Source organism: Prescottella subtropica (genome assembly GCF_005434945.1).
GTDB classification, from domain to species: domain Bacteria; phylum Actinomycetota; class Actinomycetes; order Mycobacteriales; family Mycobacteriaceae; genus Prescottella; species Prescottella subtropica.
Genome location: NZ_SKCH01000041.1, coordinates 1 through 16,379, shown reverse-complemented (window position 1 = coordinate 16,379; position 16,379 = coordinate 1). Strand labels below are relative to the sequence as shown.

Annotated in this window: 18 protein-coding genes and 1 pseudogene; 9 read left to right on the top strand and 10 right to left on the bottom strand. The window is 64.7% G+C overall.

The genetic code is table 11. The features are described from left to right. Window positions 1-875 precede the first annotated feature (875 nt). Complete coding sequence (locus E0497_RS20650) at window positions 876-1,037, top strand: hypothetical protein (RefSeq protein WP_194150337.1); 162 nt, start codon at window positions 876-878, stop codon at window positions 1,035-1,037. A gap of 148 nt (window positions 1,038-1,185) precedes the next feature. On the opposite strand, the gene E0497_RS19810 is transcribed toward E0497_RS20650, so the two are convergent. Next, the gene (locus E0497_RS19810) at window positions 1,186-2,268 is read right to left on the bottom strand and encodes a S1 family peptidase (protein WP_137726517.1); all 1,083 of its coding nucleotides are present in this window, start codon (window positions 2,266-2,268) and stop codon (window positions 1,186-1,188) included. Between the two features lie 272 nt (window positions 2,269-2,540). On the opposite strand from E0497_RS19810, the gene E0497_RS21155 reads away from it, so the two are divergent. Then, entirely contained in the window at window positions 2,541-2,849 is a 309-nt protein-coding gene (locus tag E0497_RS21155; RefSeq protein ID WP_479681071.1) for an ATP-dependent DNA ligase, read from the top strand. Continuing rightward, on the top strand, window positions 2,846-3,328 hold the full coding sequence (locus tag E0497_RS21150) for an ATP dependent DNA ligase (protein WP_479681070.1): 483 nt from the start codon (window positions 2,846-2,848) through the stop codon (window positions 3,326-3,328). The genes E0497_RS21155 and E0497_RS21150 overlap by 4 nt, the downstream gene beginning before the upstream one ends. Before the next feature lie 39 nt (window positions 3,329-3,367). Here the strand turns inward: E0497_RS21150 and E0497_RS20920 are convergent, their stop codons facing one another. Beyond that, window positions 3,368-3,538, bottom strand: coding sequence for a hypothetical protein (locus E0497_RS20920; protein WP_241665989.1), 171 nt, complete (start codon window positions 3,536-3,538; stop codon window positions 3,368-3,370). 180 nt (window positions 3,539-3,718) lie between these two features. Between E0497_RS20920 and E0497_RS19795 the strand changes: the two genes are divergently transcribed. After that, window positions 3,719-4,255, top strand: a complete 537-nt coding sequence (locus tag E0497_RS19795) for a GIY-YIG nuclease family protein (protein WP_137726516.1) — start codon at window positions 3,719-3,721, stop codon at window positions 4,253-4,255. A 79-nt stretch (window positions 4,256-4,334) separates the two neighbouring features. Here E0497_RS19795 and E0497_RS20560 read toward each other — a convergent pair whose 3' ends face one another. From E0497_RS20560 to E0497_RS19785, 3 genes and pseudogenes are all read right to left on the bottom strand, one after another. Continuing rightward, on the bottom strand, window positions 4,335-4,736 hold the full coding sequence (locus tag E0497_RS20560) for a hypothetical protein (RefSeq protein WP_162556335.1): 402 nt from the start codon (window positions 4,734-4,736) through the stop codon (window positions 4,335-4,337). 4 nt (window positions 4,737-4,740) lie between these two features. Next, window positions 4,741-5,454 (bottom strand): annotated as a pseudogene (locus E0497_RS19790) (SOS response-associated peptidase); the annotation flags it as partial. A 147-nt stretch (window positions 5,455-5,601) separates the two neighbouring features. Beyond that, window positions 5,602-6,099, bottom strand: coding sequence for a hypothetical protein (locus E0497_RS19785; RefSeq protein ID WP_137726515.1), 498 nt, complete (start codon window positions 6,097-6,099; stop codon window positions 5,602-5,604). Between the two features lie 121 nt (window positions 6,100-6,220). On the opposite strand from E0497_RS19785, the gene E0497_RS19780 reads away from it, so the two are divergent. Then, window positions 6,221-6,484: a hypothetical protein gene (locus E0497_RS19780; protein ID WP_194150336.1), complete on the top strand. Its 264-nt coding sequence runs from the start codon at window positions 6,221-6,223 to the stop codon at window positions 6,482-6,484. A 143-nt stretch (window positions 6,485-6,627) separates the two neighbouring features. Here the strand turns inward: E0497_RS19780 and E0497_RS19775 are convergent, their stop codons facing one another. The 3 genes from E0497_RS19775 to E0497_RS19765 all read right to left on the bottom strand — a co-directional run bounded on the left by E0497_RS19775 (window position 6,628) and on the right by E0497_RS19765 (window position 9,391). Beyond that, window positions 6,628-7,539 carry a hypothetical protein gene (locus tag E0497_RS19775; RefSeq protein WP_137726514.1) on the bottom strand — a complete coding sequence of 304 codons (912 nt, stop codon included), beginning with the start codon at window positions 7,537-7,539 and terminating at the stop codon, window positions 6,628-6,630. A gap of 277 nt (window positions 7,540-7,816) precedes the next feature. Further along, entirely contained in the window at window positions 7,817-8,374 is a 558-nt protein-coding gene (locus tag E0497_RS19770) for a GNAT family N-acetyltransferase (protein ID WP_161987463.1), read from the bottom strand. A 57-nt stretch (window positions 8,375-8,431) separates the two neighbouring features. After that, window positions 8,432-9,391 (bottom strand): hypothetical protein, encoded by a 960-nt coding sequence (locus tag E0497_RS19765; protein WP_137726512.1) that lies wholly within the window; start codon window positions 9,389-9,391, stop codon window positions 8,432-8,434. 272 nt (window positions 9,392-9,663) lie between these two features. Between E0497_RS19765 and E0497_RS19760 the strand changes: the two genes are divergently transcribed. Next, window positions 9,664-10,443 (top strand): hypothetical protein, encoded by a 780-nt coding sequence (locus E0497_RS19760; protein WP_137726511.1) that lies wholly within the window; start codon window positions 9,664-9,666, stop codon window positions 10,441-10,443. A gap of 33 nt (window positions 10,444-10,476) precedes the next feature. Then, complete coding sequence (locus E0497_RS19755; protein ID WP_137726510.1) at window positions 10,477-10,686, top strand: hypothetical protein; 210 nt, start codon at window positions 10,477-10,479, stop codon at window positions 10,684-10,686. Window positions 10,687-10,770: 84 nt separating this feature from the next. Here the strand turns inward: E0497_RS19755 and E0497_RS19750 are convergent, their stop codons facing one another. Beyond that, entirely contained in the window at window positions 10,771-11,391 is a 621-nt protein-coding gene (locus E0497_RS19750; protein WP_137726509.1) for a hypothetical protein, read from the bottom strand. A gap of 593 nt (window positions 11,392-11,984) precedes the next feature. After that, window positions 11,985-12,197, bottom strand: coding sequence for a hypothetical protein (locus E0497_RS19745; protein WP_137726508.1), 213 nt, complete (start codon window positions 12,195-12,197; stop codon window positions 11,985-11,987). Between the two features lie 222 nt (window positions 12,198-12,419). Between E0497_RS19745 and E0497_RS19740 the strand changes: the two genes are divergently transcribed. Together E0497_RS19740 and E0497_RS19735 are read left to right on the top strand one after the other, a co-directional pair. After that, a complete protein-coding gene (locus tag E0497_RS19740) occupies window positions 12,420-13,895 on the top strand; it encodes an LGFP repeat-containing protein (protein WP_161987462.1) in 1,476 nt (491 codons plus the stop codon). A 912-nt stretch (window positions 13,896-14,807) separates the two neighbouring features. Further along, window positions 14,808-16,121, top strand: a complete 1,314-nt coding sequence (locus E0497_RS19735) for an ISL3 family transposase (protein WP_137726506.1) — start codon at window positions 14,808-14,810, stop codon at window positions 16,119-16,121. Window positions 16,122-16,379 lie beyond the last annotated feature (258 nt).

Sequence of the window (16,379 nt, the reverse complement as noted above, 5' to 3'; positions counted from 1 at the left end):
CTCCAGACGGAACGCACGCGCCGCCCCGAAATCCAGATCCACCGACGTGTTCAGAGCCCGATTCCGGACATCACCCACCACCCGCCGGCGAGCAATGAACACAGCCCCACACGAGCACACGAAGGTGGTCGCCTGCCGCCGTACTCCTAGTTCCTGGCCATCTCGCGCCAACGGATAAGTCCGGAAAAGAACCCGGGCCCTATCCCAGGGGCGCCCATGCTCAGCACGACCCGTTTCATCATCACCGCGGCCGCGACGACCGCCGACTTCTTCTCCCACGTCGCCGACGCGCTCGGACGGTCCGACGTCGCCGATGCGCTCACCGTCGCCAAGCACCTGCTCGACATCATCGACTCATCCGTCACATACAAGAGCGTTTCCGCAGTTCAGGGTCTTGTTCCGAGGCGCAGGCGCCGATCAAGGCTCCGCAGCACCCCGCCGACGGTGCAAAGACCGCAGACCGGTGACGAACACGGATCGACGGAATACGATCGCTCGATGCAGACTTCGCCAGCGGCAGAACTCGACTACGACACATGGGAAGGATTGCTCTGCGACCACCTCGCCGACTGCGAACCCGCCGAGGTGCCGCGAGTGTTCCTCTGGAACCTCCGAGACCAGCTGGTGAATTCCGAGACACTTCAGCACGCCATCCACTGCATCTGGGTCCACCATGCGGGCGCGGGACTCCTTGACCTTCCGGGAATCCCCCCCGCTCGCTGCCGAGCTGTACCAACGACTGACACCCGCCGAATGGAACACCCTGTTCGCAGCCACCGGCGGCTACTTCCCCATCGAGCAGAGCTACACCGGCGACGGATTCGGCGGGCCGGGATGCGCGAAGCCCACGAGTCAACTGAAGTGGGGGCAGTCCCATGTGGGTCTCCGACTACCCCGGCATCGCCGACTACCTCACGGGCCTGCCCAACGCCACAGCATTCACCGTCGGACAGGCATCGACCGTCGTCACCATCCCGCACGTCGACACCCCACCCACCAGCCTCATCCCCGGCCTCGACGCGCTCTTCGAAAGCTGACCGACCGAACTACCCGCCAGCACACAAGCAGTGCGGCCCCGACACCACCACGGTGCCGGGGGCCGAACCGTCACCAGATCGACGTCCTGCCGTTCGGCGGACCTCGAAGCGAGGACGTACCGTCACCGCAGGGGCCAACGCAGACGGCTCAGCTCCAGTCCTCCCAGGTAATAGAATCCCCAAAACCCAACTGTTGCAGAGCATCGCGAATGACGCTTCCCGGAATTGCCCGATAGTAGGGAGCGACGTCTGGGCGAGCCCGGTCATAGACATCATGCGCAACCAAACCCACGACGCGCCCGTCCCGCGCCACGATTGGACCGCCACTGTTTCCTGGACGAGTCACCGCCGAATACAGAAACGCTGGGCTGCCGTGGAAAGACTGAATCAATGGATTCACGACTTCCCCGTGATGAACGACCAACGACGGCGCCGTCGACATCGGGACCGGTGGGTATCCGAAGTTCAGAACCTGATCTGCCCACTCCGGATCCCGAAACGCAACCCCACGCGCGGCAAAGAGCCCCCGGCCTTCAGGCCCCGGCTCAACCTCCACCACGGCGATGTCTGTGGCGTCATCGTCCTCCAGCACATGCGCCTTCACCAGCCGAACATGCCACGAGTCCACAGACGCCGGTGTACCTACCATTCCCGGCGGTCCGACAACTGAAGTCTCGAACTCGTTGTCGAGCACCATGTCCTTGACGACATGCGCGTTTGTGAGCAGATGCCGTTCGTCGAGAGCGAGCCCTGTTCCCACAACCACATCACCGTCCTCGCTCGTTCCCGTGATTGGGATCGTGGCCGCACCGAATTCCCTGATGATCAGATCAGGTCCAACAAGTTCCGAGAAGTGCAGGAATCCGGCACGCTGGGCTTGCGTTGCGCCCTCGCCCATCGTCCAATACGCGTTCCCGAGCGCTGGGGTGCCCGTCGCGTTCGTCAGATGGTCAAGGTGTCCCGCATGGGTCATCCGCTCAATCACTCGCTTGACCTTCGGAAACAACGTCCACGGGCTGGTCCCGTGACGGCCGAGGTAGTCCATGAAGTCGCGGAGTGTCAACGGCACCGCCTTCTGCTCCTCCACCGGCAATCCGAGAGTCTTGCGCATCGCGGCGTTGTACTGCACTGAGAAGAACACGTTCGCCTGTGTGATGACCAAGAGCTGCCATTGGAGGTCTCGAGGATCTGCCGGCAGTTCGGGCAAATCTGCAAACGGGTCAAGTGTCATGCAGAGTTTCTAGCGGAAACGGCCTGGTACACGCTGACCAACCAGGCCCTCTTCTGAGATCGCAGCGAGGCCCGGTCTGGCGCACACTCGCTACATGCCCCCCGCAGAAGGCGGCCTCACCGATGCTGGCCACGCTCGGCGAGGTGCCGTCAGGGCACGGTTGGGCATTCAAGTGGAAGTGGGACGGGCAGCGCGCGATTGCCGTCGTCCGAGGCCGTGAGTGCCGACTGTTCAGCCGCAACGGCAACGAGGCCAAAACAACCTTCCCTTAACTGGTTGAAGCGCTCTCCGCCACGCTCAGCGGCCGGGACGGCATCGTCGATGGTGAGGTCGTCGCCCTCGACGAAAAGGGCCGGCCGTCATTCAGCCGGCTGCAACGCCGCATACACGTACAGCGGCCCACCGCGCAGCTCCGCGCCGCGACGCCGGTGTCGTACTTCGTGTTCGACGTCCTCGAGGTCGACGGCCAGTCGACGACCTCCCTGCCCTACCTCGAGCGCCGGCCGATGCCCACCAATCTCGTGACGCCGGGCCCCGGGTGCAGGTTCCGCCGCACCAAGCCGATATCGACGGCGAGATGATGCTCGACCTCGCGCGCGAACACGGACTCGAAGGTGTGGTGGCCAAACGCGCCGACTCAACCTACCGGCCCGGCCGCCGCTCCCCCTCCTGGATCAAGACCCCGATCCGAAACAACACCGAAGCCATCGTCATCGGCTGGGTCGACGGCACCGGCACCGCCCGGAACGGGGTCGGGTCACTGCTCCTCGGCACCTACGACGATCGCCGCCTGGTCTACATCGGCCCCGTCGGAACCGGATTCACCACCGCCGACCGGCGTGCGCTGCGGCAGCAGCTCGCCTCGATCGAGCGAACCACCAGCCCGCTCGCGGCCGCCGCGCCCGCGCAGGAAGCCCGCGGCGCGCACTGGGTCGAGCCACGGCTCGTCGGGGATGTCGAGTACCGCGAGTACACCGGCGGCGGCCTGCGTCACCCGAGCTGGAAGGGCCTGCGCGACGACAAGACATCCGACGAGGTCGACATGCCGGGCCTGCACTGAGCTGCCCGAGAATCACCTTTCGTCGTGCACATCTGAGGCTCAGTCGAGGTATCCGGTCTCGGGATTGATGTTGCCGAGGAAGTCGCTGATCGACTCCCGGTGCTGGGCGATGGTCAGCAAGTACCGCGCCGTCGGGTCGCCGACCGTTCGCGCCGGTCCGCCGCCGAAGCCGTAGCCGTCGTTCGGCCCTGATTCCCAGTCGTAGTCCACGCCACCGGCCGGACGCATTCACAGGGTGAAGGCCTCGCCGTCAACCAGAAGCGTGAGCGGTCCCTTGCCCGGCTGCGGTCGATAGTCATCCGGCAACCCGTCAGTGCTCATCTACTCGATCCTGGCAGAACAGGACACGACCGACGTGAATTGTCGCCCGCGCGCGGCACACTGACGGCCATGCAGACCCCCGACCCCGCGCTCGACGCGGCCGACGCCATCGCCGCGCTCAGCACCACCACTCACGCCCTCGCCGACCTGGGCACGCTCCCCGCGGCGTCCGGCCTGTACGCGTGGTGGGCTGCTCCCGAGGTGTTCCCGCAGCTCCCCGGCCCCGCGCATCCCACCGAGCCCGAACTGCGGCTGCTCTACGTCGGCCTCGCGAAGAACCTGCGCCGCCGGATCACCAGCAATCACCTGCGCCGCAGCGGATCATCCACCCTGCGCCGCACCCTCGCCGGGCTCCTCCTCGACACCGAGCGCTACGAGACCCGCCGCACCGACCGCGTCGTCATCGTCGACGACGACGAGATCCGCCTGACCACGTGGATGCACACCCACCTGCGGCTGACGTGGTGCCTGCACCCATCCCCGGCCGATGTCGAGGCCGCAGTGATCGGTCGATGGGCGCCGCCGCTGAACGTCAGTCACGCCATCGGTGGTCCCGCCCTCGACGTCATCACCGCCGCACGCGCCGCGTACAACACCAGCGCCTGATCCGCGCACGTCACCCAGTGGAGCGGGGTATCAGCCGCCCAGGGGGGCGGAACGGAACCGCGACATCGCTGTTCCGCCTTCAGTTCCCGTGGGCTTCGGGTCGGGCGACGTCGGCGATCGCCTGCTCGAGCGGCGAGCAGATCAGCATTGCGCACAGGTACCCGCCAGCGGCGATCAGGCAGGGCGCAAGCACCGTCGCGAGACCGATCCACACCGAGACCGGGACGCTGAGCAGCAGCGTGGAGAACCCGACGCAGAGTGCGAACATCTGCCGCCACTGCCACGGACGCGGCGCAGTCGCCCGCGCGAGCCCGACAGCGACCCGGGCGCCGGCGAGCGCGCACACCCAGAACAGCAGCCCGGCCACAGCAGCGATCGGCAGCGCCCACAAGAACACACCCGGAAGGCCGAGCACGAACCACAGAGCGGCAACCAGGGCCACCCCGATCGGGGTGGTGACCAGTTGGCCCTGCCAGGTCATCGTGCACGGGTGTCAGCAGGTCGGGTCGGTTGTTGCGTGGCGAGTTCACCGCGGTCGAGACCTCGTACGGCACCAGGTGCGGCTCGGGGATCGAGTTGAGCAGGGCGTCGACGTCGTCGCGGTCGGTCAGGGCAGTGTCGGGCCACGGCCCGATGAACGCCTCCGGCAGGATCACTGGCGCCCGGTCGTGGATCTCACCGGCAGCGTCAGTCGCCGGCCGAGTAAGCACGGTGCACGACCACAGCCAACGGGTCGGGTCGTCCTCTGGTAGTTCGGGATTCGGCCACAGCTCATACAAGCCAGCTATCGCCAACGGGCCGTCGTCGTTGCCGTGCAGGAAGAACGGCGTCTTCGCGGCCTCGTCGGTCTTCATCCACTCGTAGTAGCCGTCCGCTGGGATGATGCAGCGCCGCCGCGAGGCGGCGGCCTTGAACGCCGGCTTCTGGGTGATCGTCCCGGAGCGGGCGTTGATCATCCGCGATCCGATCTTCGGATCGCGGGCCCACGAGGGCACCAAGCCCCACTTGACCTGGGAGTTCAGTACCTTGACCGGGTCTGAATCCGGATCGTCACGGGGTGCGCTGTCGAGGACGACGTTCACCGTCTGGGTCGGCGCGACGTTGTACGACGGCGACAGCTCCTCACCGACGGTCTCGGTCACATCGAACGCCGCGACCAGGTCCCGTCGGCTGCCGGTTGACGCGTATCGACCACACACTGACCGCTCCCTCGCCGTCGAACCCACTCCCATCATCGTCGCAACTGGCGCTCGCCGCGTCCGAACTCGTCGGGCTGGCGACCGCGCGTCCCAGACCGAAACCCTGTTCTGACGTGCGGTGATGACACGTACCCGAACGAGATTGGGTCACTCCTTCGGACTGCACCGAGCAAGGACATCCGCACACGCGACCAGATCACCGAACGAACGACCGCGGAAGGTCTCGGTCTCTCCGATCCCGCACACGCCGCGGCCACGGCCCGGCAGCCCGTCGCTGAACACCTGCACGCCCGGGATACGCCGGATGAAGTCGAGGACCTGGATCTCCAACTCCTTCAGTGCCGGCCGAGCCCCACCATCGCCTGGGAGCGCGGAGAACGAGCCGGACTGCCAGTCCCGCTCGACAGTCCAGCCGTAACGGCTCCCGAACTCGGAGTCGAGCTTGCTGCGGCGGTCCGGCCAGACCGTCGAGTACCCGACCTTGATCCACCCCGAATCGAACTCGACGACGTAGATCTGTCCGCGGTCACCGCCGCGCCGTAACGGCTCCTCGCTGACCGTGATGTCGCCGAACGCGACTCCCCAGATTTCTTTCGTCATCGCGTACTGCGACTGCGCGGCATCGCTCTTCTCCGGATCGTGCACGCTGATCACCCTTCGTCGAGTGCAGTTCGGGCCCTGATCCTGACCTACCCCTCCGACATGTCCTGCGCGGCACGGTCCTGTAGCGAACCCCGTTCCGCGTTGTGTACCAGGCGCGACGATCATGCGGCGCCGTCAGGGGGTGTCGATAACTGATCGCGAGTTCGACCTGGTCCTGTTCGGCGCGACGGGATTCGCCGGTGGCCTGACCGCTCACCAACTGGCGGCCGCAGCCCCGGCCGGTGCACGGATCGCGTTGGCCGGCCGGCCACTGGAGAAGCTGGCGGCCGTTCAGTTCGAGCTACCGGTCGCCGCGCGCGAGTGGTCGCTGGTGCAGGCCGATCCGCCTCGGCACCCTTCTCCGCGACCTCGGCGAAGTATTGCGTGAAGTCCTTGTCCTGCTTGATCGCCGAGGTCGGGTATTCCTGACCGACGGTGGGGCCGGCCCGATCACGACGGGCCGGTCCCACACAGTGTCCGCTATCGCGGTTCCACGCCGGGAACCTCGACACTCGACATCTCCGGACGAGGTCACCCCAGATAGGGAACCGTGCGAGTCCATTCACCCATCACGGCAGCAAAACCCTCGTTGTCAGCAGGATGCAGTTCGCCGACCCATTCCCCCTGTCGTCGAATATGAAGCGGCCCAAGAGGATTCGGCACACTGGACCAGCCCTCATCGGGGTGCAGCGGAGTGACGGTGTAGGGGATGTCGCCGGCACTGATCCGACCCGGCTCGACCGCAACCACGCACTGCACGGACAGGGGATCGGTCGAGGCTCGTGCACGACCGCCGCGGGTATTGCACGCCGCGGCGAGCTGCTCCATCCGGAGCAATTGCCCCCGAGCACTCCAGCGTTCATTCAGCGGCATGTTCTCCGGGTAGAAGCGTCGCATCCAACCTGCTGCACCTTCCGGAAGCGGGCCCCTTGATCCGTTCTCTTCGACCCTCGTCACCAGGCACGCCTGATGAACTCGGCTATCGGTGGCGAACACGCTGCCCGGTGATGCCATGAGCACTTCTCGCGCCGCAGCATCAGTCGCAATTTCGTCGGCGACGGTAAGGCGCTGAGTCCGTGTGAGCGGGGGAAACGCGTCGAACTCACCGGCAAGCTGGTCCCGAAGCTGGTTGAAGCTCCACGTATCCGCATGCCGGTACCCGACACCCGAAAGCGCGATCGCCGGGACACCGTCAGCGCCGTCTCCTTGACGCAAAAAGTCGACGAGGGTCGCGATCGCCTGCGGAATCGTCGGTTGAGCATCGGTCCACACGGTGGCGTCCCACGCAGCCTCGGAAAGGCTGGTCAGCGCCACGGCCAGCTCGTTGGCCGAGTCCACGCTGTCCAAAGTGGTGACCTTGGTGGTGTGTTCGTAGAAAGCTCCCGGCCAGGTAGCGAGAACACTGTACCGGGATCCGACTTTCATCACGCTGTAGGCAGTCAAGTGGCTATCCATTCAGGTCAAGCCGCCGGGCTCAAACGCGCATGCGCAAGCCACGGACGACATCAGTATCGGGATGCCGGTAACACCGCGGCCCTACCACCGTGTCGCTCCTGCCCTCTCAGTATGTCATGGCCCCACCGACATCGACGACCGCCAGCTCGTCACACAACAGCGTGTAGGCCACACCGGTCCGGGCAGGCCCGGAGACACTGACGACAGCGCGGGGTCGCCAGTCGACAGCTGCACCGTCGCCGCCCCCGACGGGGTCGGGCTGACGTCACTCTCTGATCAGTCGTCGAGACGCCACGGGCTCAATGTCGGTGAAGAACATGCACTCGCCTTCTGCATCCAAGCTGACCATCGTCCCGTCAGACGGAGAGCGTCGGACGAGCCCATCACTGACGACCTTTTCTCCCGGAGCGAGGACCGTGAAACCGCGGTCCGTGTACCAATCAGCCAACGTCTGGTCGCAGATGCCATAAAGGGAGACGACACCCGCCGCACTGGCGATCTTGCGGACAGTGTCGACGAGCGCTCTACCGACTCCCCTGCCCTGATACTCACTCCCCACCGCGACCGCGTTCAGACACCACCACGGCTCGAACACCCCCTCGTCGTGGAGCATTGCGGCATCCACCCACGCGAACCCGACCGGCTCGTTCCCCGGGACACTGGAATGCCTCGCAACCAGCAACAAGGATTCGACCCAGATCCGGCCCGAGCCGAGTCGGTGGCTCCAGTCGGGGACGTGCAGTTCGGTCAGATCCGGCAGCAGCTCGCGGGCCAACTCCCGGATAGTCGGCAGATCACTTTCTGCCGCGGCGGCAAGGGTCAAAGTCAACGTCTACCTCTTCGGCTTGAAATCGGTTGGGGGACAACGTGCCCGCGCAGGTCACCGCGTCGGGCTGGCGTCCTTCTTCGGCATCTTGACGTGCACCTCGGCAGCAGCAGCGGCCAAGAGGTTCGGGTCGTGCCCGCCGTACATCAGCCACCGCAATGTGCCCCACTGGAGTGCACGGGCCGCGGCCTCGACCATGTCGGTGATGTAGATCGGGTCGGGTACCGACGTCGTCCGGAAGTGACCCGGCTCGTACTCGTAGATCGGCAGGAGATCGAAGCCCTCGATGCCGAACCAGTTCTGGCCGTGCCCCGCTCCGCTGGCCGCGTTCCACAGAAAGGCCCACTCGTTCTCGTCCTTGCCCGTCACCGTGGCCGCGTTGCGCACCAGCTTCTCGTACCCCGGCGGCTTGGTGGCCGGCGCGACGGGAAAGGGCAGGCCGGCAGCGCGTTCCTTCAGCATCGCGATCCGGTCCTCGATCCGCGCGGAGTCGACCCCGCGCGTGTCGAGAGCCTTCTTGTGCAGGGTGAAGTCCTGGTGCATCAGCCGGACATGACGCTCAACGCACTCGGTGAACTTCCCGGTCGGGACATCGAGCAGCCAGATGGTGTGCGCCGCCGCCTCGAGGCCCGACCTCGCAAGCAACAGGTACGGACGCATCCGCACCTGGTTGATCGCGTCCGGAGCGGAGTCGTACGGCGCCACCAGATCCGCCCACAAACCCAGCGCCTCGGCCGCAGCGAGCAGATAGTTGCGAGCCCACACCGAGATCTTCTCCCAGTGGTAGATCGCATCAGCCTGATCCAGCTGGCTCCCCGGCTTCGGATCGACCGTCCGATTCAGCACCAGCCCACACGACCGGATCAAGTACGTGTTTTCCACCCACCCCTGAAACTGGTCCGGCGGCACCAGCAAACCCGCATCGGACACCCGCTCATCACCATCGACTGTCACACCGGAAGCGTAGGTGCACCCCTTCTGCCGCATGGTCACCCGCAACCACAACGGCAGCACCCGCACCTTCCCCGAGCTGACGGAGCGATGAAACCCACGGCGCCGGCAGACAGCAGGCGACAGACGAGCCACCAGGTTCTGCGCGTCTGTATCCGACACAGAACTTTCACGAACGGTCCGGTGGTCGCACCGGTAACCGCCGCATCCAGTTACGAAGCTCAACCCGCCAATATGTGATCTGCACCACTTCTGGTGACGGAAATCGAGCGCTCGCACTACCTCGCCGTTACAACCCGTACCGGGTCAGCACCGAAAGTTCTTTGGAGGGATCAATGCCATCAGGTCAGATCAGCGAGCAGACAGATCGGATCGACGACCTACTCGAGCGCACCCGCACGGCCGGGCTGCGTACCGCCAGCGGTGCGCTCACGCCGCCGGGCGCAGCACTCGTCGCGGAACTGTGGCGGGTCGCGTTTCCGGTCTTGCTCGCGTTCCTCCGCGACGGGCGCATCCTCACCCAAGGCCCCATCCACCAGCCCCTGCCCCTCACCCCGGAAGACCTCGACTACCTCGAGAAGTCCGCGCCGGACCGGGAAGACCTGGCGATGGAGATGATCCTCCCCGCCATCGAGCCGTTTCTCGCCGACGTGGTGGACAAGGGGAAGTGGGACAGCGAGCAGTCGGCGCTCACCACCTTCTTCATCAACCGATGCCTCTGGAACAAGGGCACCGTCATCAAGAAGTGGGTCGACGACCGCCGGCGTCGGCAGCGCACTCGGGTTCAGGAGAGCAGCGAAATCACAGACGAACTCGACCGACTCCACCACTTCGACCCCGACCAGGAACTTCTCCACCACGTCGCGTTCGACCTCATCGGTCGCGCACCGGCCAATGTCCGCCCCATCCTGGACCTCGTCGCGAAGGGCTTCACCATCGCCGACGCCGCCGACGAGTTCGAGATCTCCGCGTCCGCCGCGCGCACCCGGCTCTACCGATTCCGGAAAGACGTCGTCACTCCCGCCCTCCAGCAAGAAGACCTCGACCTGTCCCAGCTGCCACCCGAGTACGCCCTCATCGAATACCTGACCACCGACCGCCGGCCCGCCGCCTAAGACCCACCCGACATCACGATCACGGAGCCCTCATTGGACACGAATCGCTCTTCCCACCACCGGCAGCCGAACGGCTACCGCTGGTTCTCGCACCCACTCACGTCCCTCATCACGGTGGCCGTCCTGGCGGTACTGCTCAGCATCCCCTTCGGCACCAACACCGGCGCCCTCACCCTCGCCGGAATGCTGACCTTCCTCACCGCATGCAAGGGGGCCTACAACAGCAGCCGTCCCCCGGAATAGACCTCCTGCACGCACGAGCGAGACCAGCCGAAACGGCCCCCTGCACCCGATTCGGGTAGAGGGGGCCGTCTGTCGTTTGCCGTGTCAGCGGCCGACGACCTCCCAGGTCGCAAGCTCCGCTTTCACACTCGGATTCCCGTTCCACAAGTGCAGAGCGAAATCATCGTCCCGCAGCTTCGCCGTGCTCACCGCCTTCCCCGTCACCGGATACGACGCGTAATGCCCGACATAGAGCGAGAACATCGCATCCCCCACAGCCGACGCCTTGTACGCTCTCGCGAACTCCGTCGCCAACGGCCGCAACTGATCCGCCGTACCAATGTCACCGCCACACAGATCGATCGCCACAGCAAACCCCCCTGGCTCGTCGCTGTCCGTACTCACCCGACCCGTCACCAACGTCACCCCCGCCGGCAACGGCACCGCCTGCGCCACCGCCTGCACCGCATCCCGCTGACCAGCAGCCGCACCCCGGTCATCGGAAAAGAACGGCACGAACTCCCGACACTCACCCACCGCCGCCGTCGGTGTCGTGGTCACCGGCGCCGACGCCGACGCCGGACTCGTGGTACTGGCCACCGAGCGCTCGACCGTCGTCGTACCGCCGGCCGACGTCTCCGCACCACCATCGCCCCCACAGGCCGCAACCAGGGTCACCGCAGCCCCCACCACCACAGCACCGGCCCACCTCGTCATCATCGTCATGCACTTCATGTACCGCACCGGTCCGACACCGCCGTCCCACCGACCCATCCGTCGAGCACGCACCCGCAGAACCGGTCATTGACCGGCGACAACTACCTCCCCGTCGACGACCGATGCGGGAGGTCGATACTCGAGGTGGAACGCGCGTGCCGCCTCGAAGTCCAGATCGACCGACATGTCCGGGGCCCGGTCACGGGTGTCGCGCACTACCCGCCGGCGAGCAGCGAAAACGCCCCACATCAATCACAGCGGACGGCCGCACAGGACGTGACATCGAGGCAGGTCACGGCACCTTTTCGTGGGAGTTTCAGATGGGCGGTTCGCGAGAACGGCAAGTACACGAAGATGCTGATCCATGCCTCGTCTCCGACAAGCGACACGCCGGAGATACGCGTTACTTCCGTTTCGTCGCCTGTGTCGGTCTACGTTCAGGTGGTTCCGAGCACTTCTCAGGTTCCACACAGAAAGTCGGGGAAGATGATTTCGCATCATGAACACCGCTGGCGTAAGGGGAGACTCGCCAGCCGGTCGGCACGAATTCTGACCACAGTTGCTCTCGCCGCATCACTGGTGTCCACCACCGCGGCCACCGCCTACGCCGAGCCGGACACCACGTCCACGACGTCGGCGACGACCACCACACCGGCCCCGGCCTCGCCGGCCGACACCACGGTCGAGTCGACGACCCCGCAGGCCACCACCACGACGCCGCAGGTATCGGCGCCGGCGGCACGGACGACCGCGAGCCCGGCGACGACCTCCGAGCAGGCACCGGCCACGTCCACCACGACGGTGCCATCGACCACTGTGGATCAGGTCCCGGCACCTTCGACCGCGCCGGACAAGTCCGCTGCGATCGCCTCGACACCGGTCACCCCGCCGCCCTCGGCCGCGGAAAAAGTCGAAAAGCCCGAACGGGAGCCCGGCAAGACGGCGCCGACCGGCATGGCCCTGGTCCGCGCCCAACAACACGCACTGACCGTCCCGCCGATCAACTCCCCGAACTCCCGGCCGGCGCCATGTCGCGCATGCAACGCACGGCACTGCCGGAGGGCGTCAGCCAGGACGACGCCGAACTCGCCGAGCGGATGGCCATGGTCGTCGCCGACAACTGCCAGTTCTACGGACTCTCACCGTTCGCAGTGTGTGGTGCGATCCGTGACAAGTACAACGCGATGGGCGGGCCCGCGAGCTTCCTCGGCTACCCAACCTCACCCGAGTACCAGAACCCCGGGGCAACCGGCTACCGGTCCGAATTCCTGAACGGATCGATCTACTGGTCCGCAGCAACCGGTGCACATCCGGTCACGCCGTTGTACATGACCAAATGGAACGAACACGGGTGGGAAGCCGGCTGGATGGGCTACCCGACCACCGACGAGTTCCGAAACCTCGACAATGTCGGCAGCCGCCAAGAATTTCAAGGCGCAGCCATGTACTGGCACCCGCTGCACTCCCCACTGCTAGGTGTCATCGGGGGCGCCATCCGCGACAAGTGGAACACCGTCGGAGCCGAAAACGGCCCCTTGGGCTACCCCAACTCAAACGAAACCCCCGTCATCAAGAACAACGGCCGATACAACAACTTCAGCAACGGCACCATCACCTGGTCCATCCCGACCGGCGCGAGGCTCCTCTACGCACCCATCCGTGACCGATGGGCCGCAAGTGGGCGCGAAGACGGACCCTCCGGCTACCCCCTTACAGACGAGCAAGTGACACCCGACAACATCGGGCACTTCGCGCGATTCGAGGGCGGCGACGCTGTCTACTGGACACAGATCACCGGTGCCTGGAATATTCCCCCAGACCTCCTCAACAAGTGGGGCGGACTCGGATTCGAAACCAGCGAATACGGATATCCGACATGGGTTGCAGTTCAGGATGCCGCTGGAGGATGGGTGCAGGAGTTCCAGTACGGAATGCTCCAGACGATCGGAGACTTCGTCTACGAGTCTGAGAAGCTGCTCAACTTCGACCTTCCAGGCATAATATTTGAGGGGGAGCCCGCCTACCCCGAACCCCAGATCGCATCCGACCTGGAACTGGAACCCAGCAATGGAGATTTCCCGCAACTTGATGTTGCAGAAATCGATGAATCAGAATCCGTTCAAGAACCTGACGCTCAGCCTTTCGCTTCTTCCCCCGGAACCACCTGCAAAACCGTAACTGGAGAGCCGCATAATTCCGAACACCGCCCCGGAACAATCAATGTCGCAATGGGGGTAAGGTGCGCTGGAGACAGGGCCGCATGGGTTAGCGGGCGATGGGGACTCTACCGCGAAGGCGTCGCTGTCAAGATTGCCCCCGAGAAGAAGTATACGAACGTCAGAAGTAAGAACTGGGGAGCAGGCGTTTCGCTTGCAATGTGCATTCCAGGGGAATACCGAGGTTTGGGTTACATTCAGATTCAACTCAAACCAGGCCCCGGAAAGCGCAACAGTGGATGGATGAGGGTCGAGGGACCCCCCAGGTACATCGACTGCAAGGGAAAGCCGAACTAGCACGTAGGGTCGGAGTGGAGCGACGCCACTCCGACCCTAGCTCGTCCTATAGCTCCGGAGGACCCGGCAAAGGGTTAACCCTGTCCGAATCCCATGCAATTCCTTGGTCGGGACTAATCGGAAGCACTTCGAGCCGACGATCTTGAACGATCTTCTCGGCTATATTGGAATCGCATCCGATATAGACGGTAGCCAGGTCCTCATGGAGGCTTGCGCACCACCTTCGATTTTTGGGCCAAATAATGAAGGGCGTGACCAACCGCGCCGATAGATAGTCAGAATTCATCGATTCCGCCTGGATCTCACAGAAAACGTACCGAGAATCCCCCCTGGCGACAGTTGGCGCGGCCTGGACACCAGAAGCTCCACCGAGCACCTGCGGATACTGCATACATAGAAAGATACTGCCACCGTTCGGTAAGTTCACAAGGCAATCAGATATAGCTAAAGAAAAGCTTGGATCAAGCATCCCCGTCAATGGCTCGTCATCCCAAAATCCGTCAGGGGAATCACTCCCCCACGTTTTCGCTATCGAACCCCACTCCATCCCAGGGTGATACGCCGTGCCGTAGTGTTCAGAAATCTCTGACCATGAGATCCGAATCTCAGTATCAGATCCAATTTTTACAGCTGGCGGGAATATTCTGAGGTAACACTCAGCCCCACTAGGCAATATCCGATCAACCACTGTTGGACTCTCGCCCGGATTGGAATGGAGCCATCCGTCGATGTCTATCTTTGAAATCCCCATACGTGATTCTATACCGGCGTCGATCTCAAGGTTATCGGGCTCTTCGCGATCGAGAGTGCATGACGTCGGCGCCGTGCGCGTGGTGAGGCCCAAGATGTAGATGAGTCCTGCGGTGTGAGGATGAAGGTTCCTACGCCACTCATCCGACGACCACAGGACTCATGACCGACACTACCGGCCTCGTCGCCGACACCATCTGCCGAACCGTCGAGCTCGGGGTCACGATCACCGGTGCCGCGATCGCCGAGAACCTCACCCTCATCGAGTGCCAGCCCGTCGAGCACGATCCGACCTGTCCTTCGTGTGGGCAGGACGGTCGGCTGCGGGACCACGTCGACCGGGTCCTGACGGATCTACCGGTCGTCGGGCACCCGACCCGGCTACGGGTGCGCCTACCCCGATTCACCTGCAGCAACGATGACTGTGAGGTGACGATCTTTCGGCAACGCCTCGACCGGGTCGCCGCCCCGAAAGCCACCACGACCCGCCGGTGTTCCCGCTGGATCCTGCAGCGGCTGGCGATCGACAAGATGTCCGTATCGGCCGTTGCGAGGGCTCTCGGGTTGGGCTGGAACACCGTCAACGCGTTGGCGGTGTCGCTGGCCCGCACGATCGTGTTCGACCGGCCCGGCCACCTCGACGGTGTCCGCTACCTCGGGGTGGACGAACACAAGTGGAAACACTGCCGCGGGCAAGGGGATCCGGACTTCGTGACCGTGATCGTGGACCTGACCCCGGTGGTCGACGGGACCGGTCCGGCCCGCCTACTGGACATGGTTGCCGGCCGCTCGGCGGCCGCCCTGACCAGCTGGTTCGAGGAGAGGGATGCGAACTTCCGCCGCCGGGTGCAGGTCGTGTCGATGGACGGATTCGCCGGCTACCATTCCGCGGCCACCGAAGCGTTGCCGCAGGCACGCACGGTGATGGACCCGTTCCACGTGGTGCACCTCGCGGCGGAGAAGCTCACCGTCTGCCGCCAGCGGATCCAGCAGGACACCTGCGGGCATCGAGGCCGGTCAGGCGACCCGCTGTTCGGAATCCGTCGGATCGTGCTCACCCGCCGCGAGCTGCTCACCGACAAACAAGCCGCCAAGCTCGAGACGGCGTTGGCAGCGCATGACGCGCATGCCGTCGTGGAGGTCACCGCGTGGTGCTATCAGGACCTGATCGACGCCTACGGGAACCCGGATCGCCGATCGGGGAAGTTGGCGATGTTCAAGTGCCTCAAACGAATCCGAACCGGTCTCCCGAAGGGACTCGAGGAGCTGGCGCAGCTCGGCCGCAGTCTCTGGAAGCGGCGGCACGAGATCCTCGCCTACTTCGACGTCGGTGTCTCCAACGGGCCCGTCGAGGCGATCAACGGGCGCCTCGAACACCTGCGTGGCATCGCCCTCGGCTTCCGGAACCTCGACCACTACATCCTGCGGTCACTGATCCACTCCGGCCAGCTTCGGGACCGGATCAACGCACTCTGAATTGGGAAGAGCCGGTTATCGGTCAAGTTCCGTCGGTCGGCAATGAGGTTTTCTCACTAGGGGCGTGTTGACAGGGCCCCGGCAAAGTCGTATAACCCCATGTCAGGCGGCATGAAGTAGCTCGATCGGTCGGTGGGGACTGCCCCCACTTCAGTTGACTCATGGGGTGGAGAGGCTCAAGCCGCGTGTGCGGCCTGATTGATTGTCTCAAACTCGATCGGGGTGAGCTTCCCCAGGCGCCGCTGGCGGCGCTTGCGG

Bases quoted from the DNA above. Each gene is read 5' to 3' on its own strand.
- E0497_RS21150 (WP_479681070.1), top strand. From the start codon at position 2,846: ATGATGCTCGACCTCGCGCGCGAACACGGACTCGAAGGTGTGGTGGCC.
- E0497_RS19795 (WP_137726516.1), top strand. From the start codon at position 3,719: ATGCAGACCCCCGACCCCGCGCTCGACGCGGCCGACGCCATCGCCGCG.
- E0497_RS19760 (WP_137726511.1), top strand. From the start codon at position 9,664: ATGCCATCAGGTCAGATCAGCGAGCAGACAGATCGGATCGACGACCTA.
- E0497_RS19740 (WP_161987462.1), top strand. From the start codon at position 12,420: ATGCAACGCACGGCACTGCCGGAGGGCGTCAGCCAGGACGACGCCGAA.
- E0497_RS19780 (WP_194150336.1), top strand. From the start codon at position 6,221: ATGCGGCGCCGTCAGGGGGTGTCGATAACTGATCGCGAGTTCGACCTG.
- E0497_RS19810 (WP_137726517.1), bottom strand. From the start codon at position 2,268: ATGACACTTGACCCGTTTGCAGATTTGCCCGAACTGCCGGCAGATCCT.
- E0497_RS20650 (WP_194150337.1), top strand. From the start codon at position 876: ATGTGGGTCTCCGACTACCCCGGCATCGCCGACTACCTCACGGGCCTG.
- E0497_RS20560 (WP_162556335.1), bottom strand. From the start codon at position 4,736: ATGACCTGGCAGGGCCAACTGGTCACCACCCCGATCGGGGTGGCCCTG.
- E0497_RS19750 (WP_137726509.1), bottom strand. From the start codon at position 11,391: ATGACGATGATGACGAGGTGGGCCGGTGCTGTGGTGGTGGGGGCTGCG.
- E0497_RS19735 (WP_137726506.1), top strand. From the start codon at position 14,808: ATGACCGACACTACCGGCCTCGTCGCCGACACCATCTGCCGAACCGTC.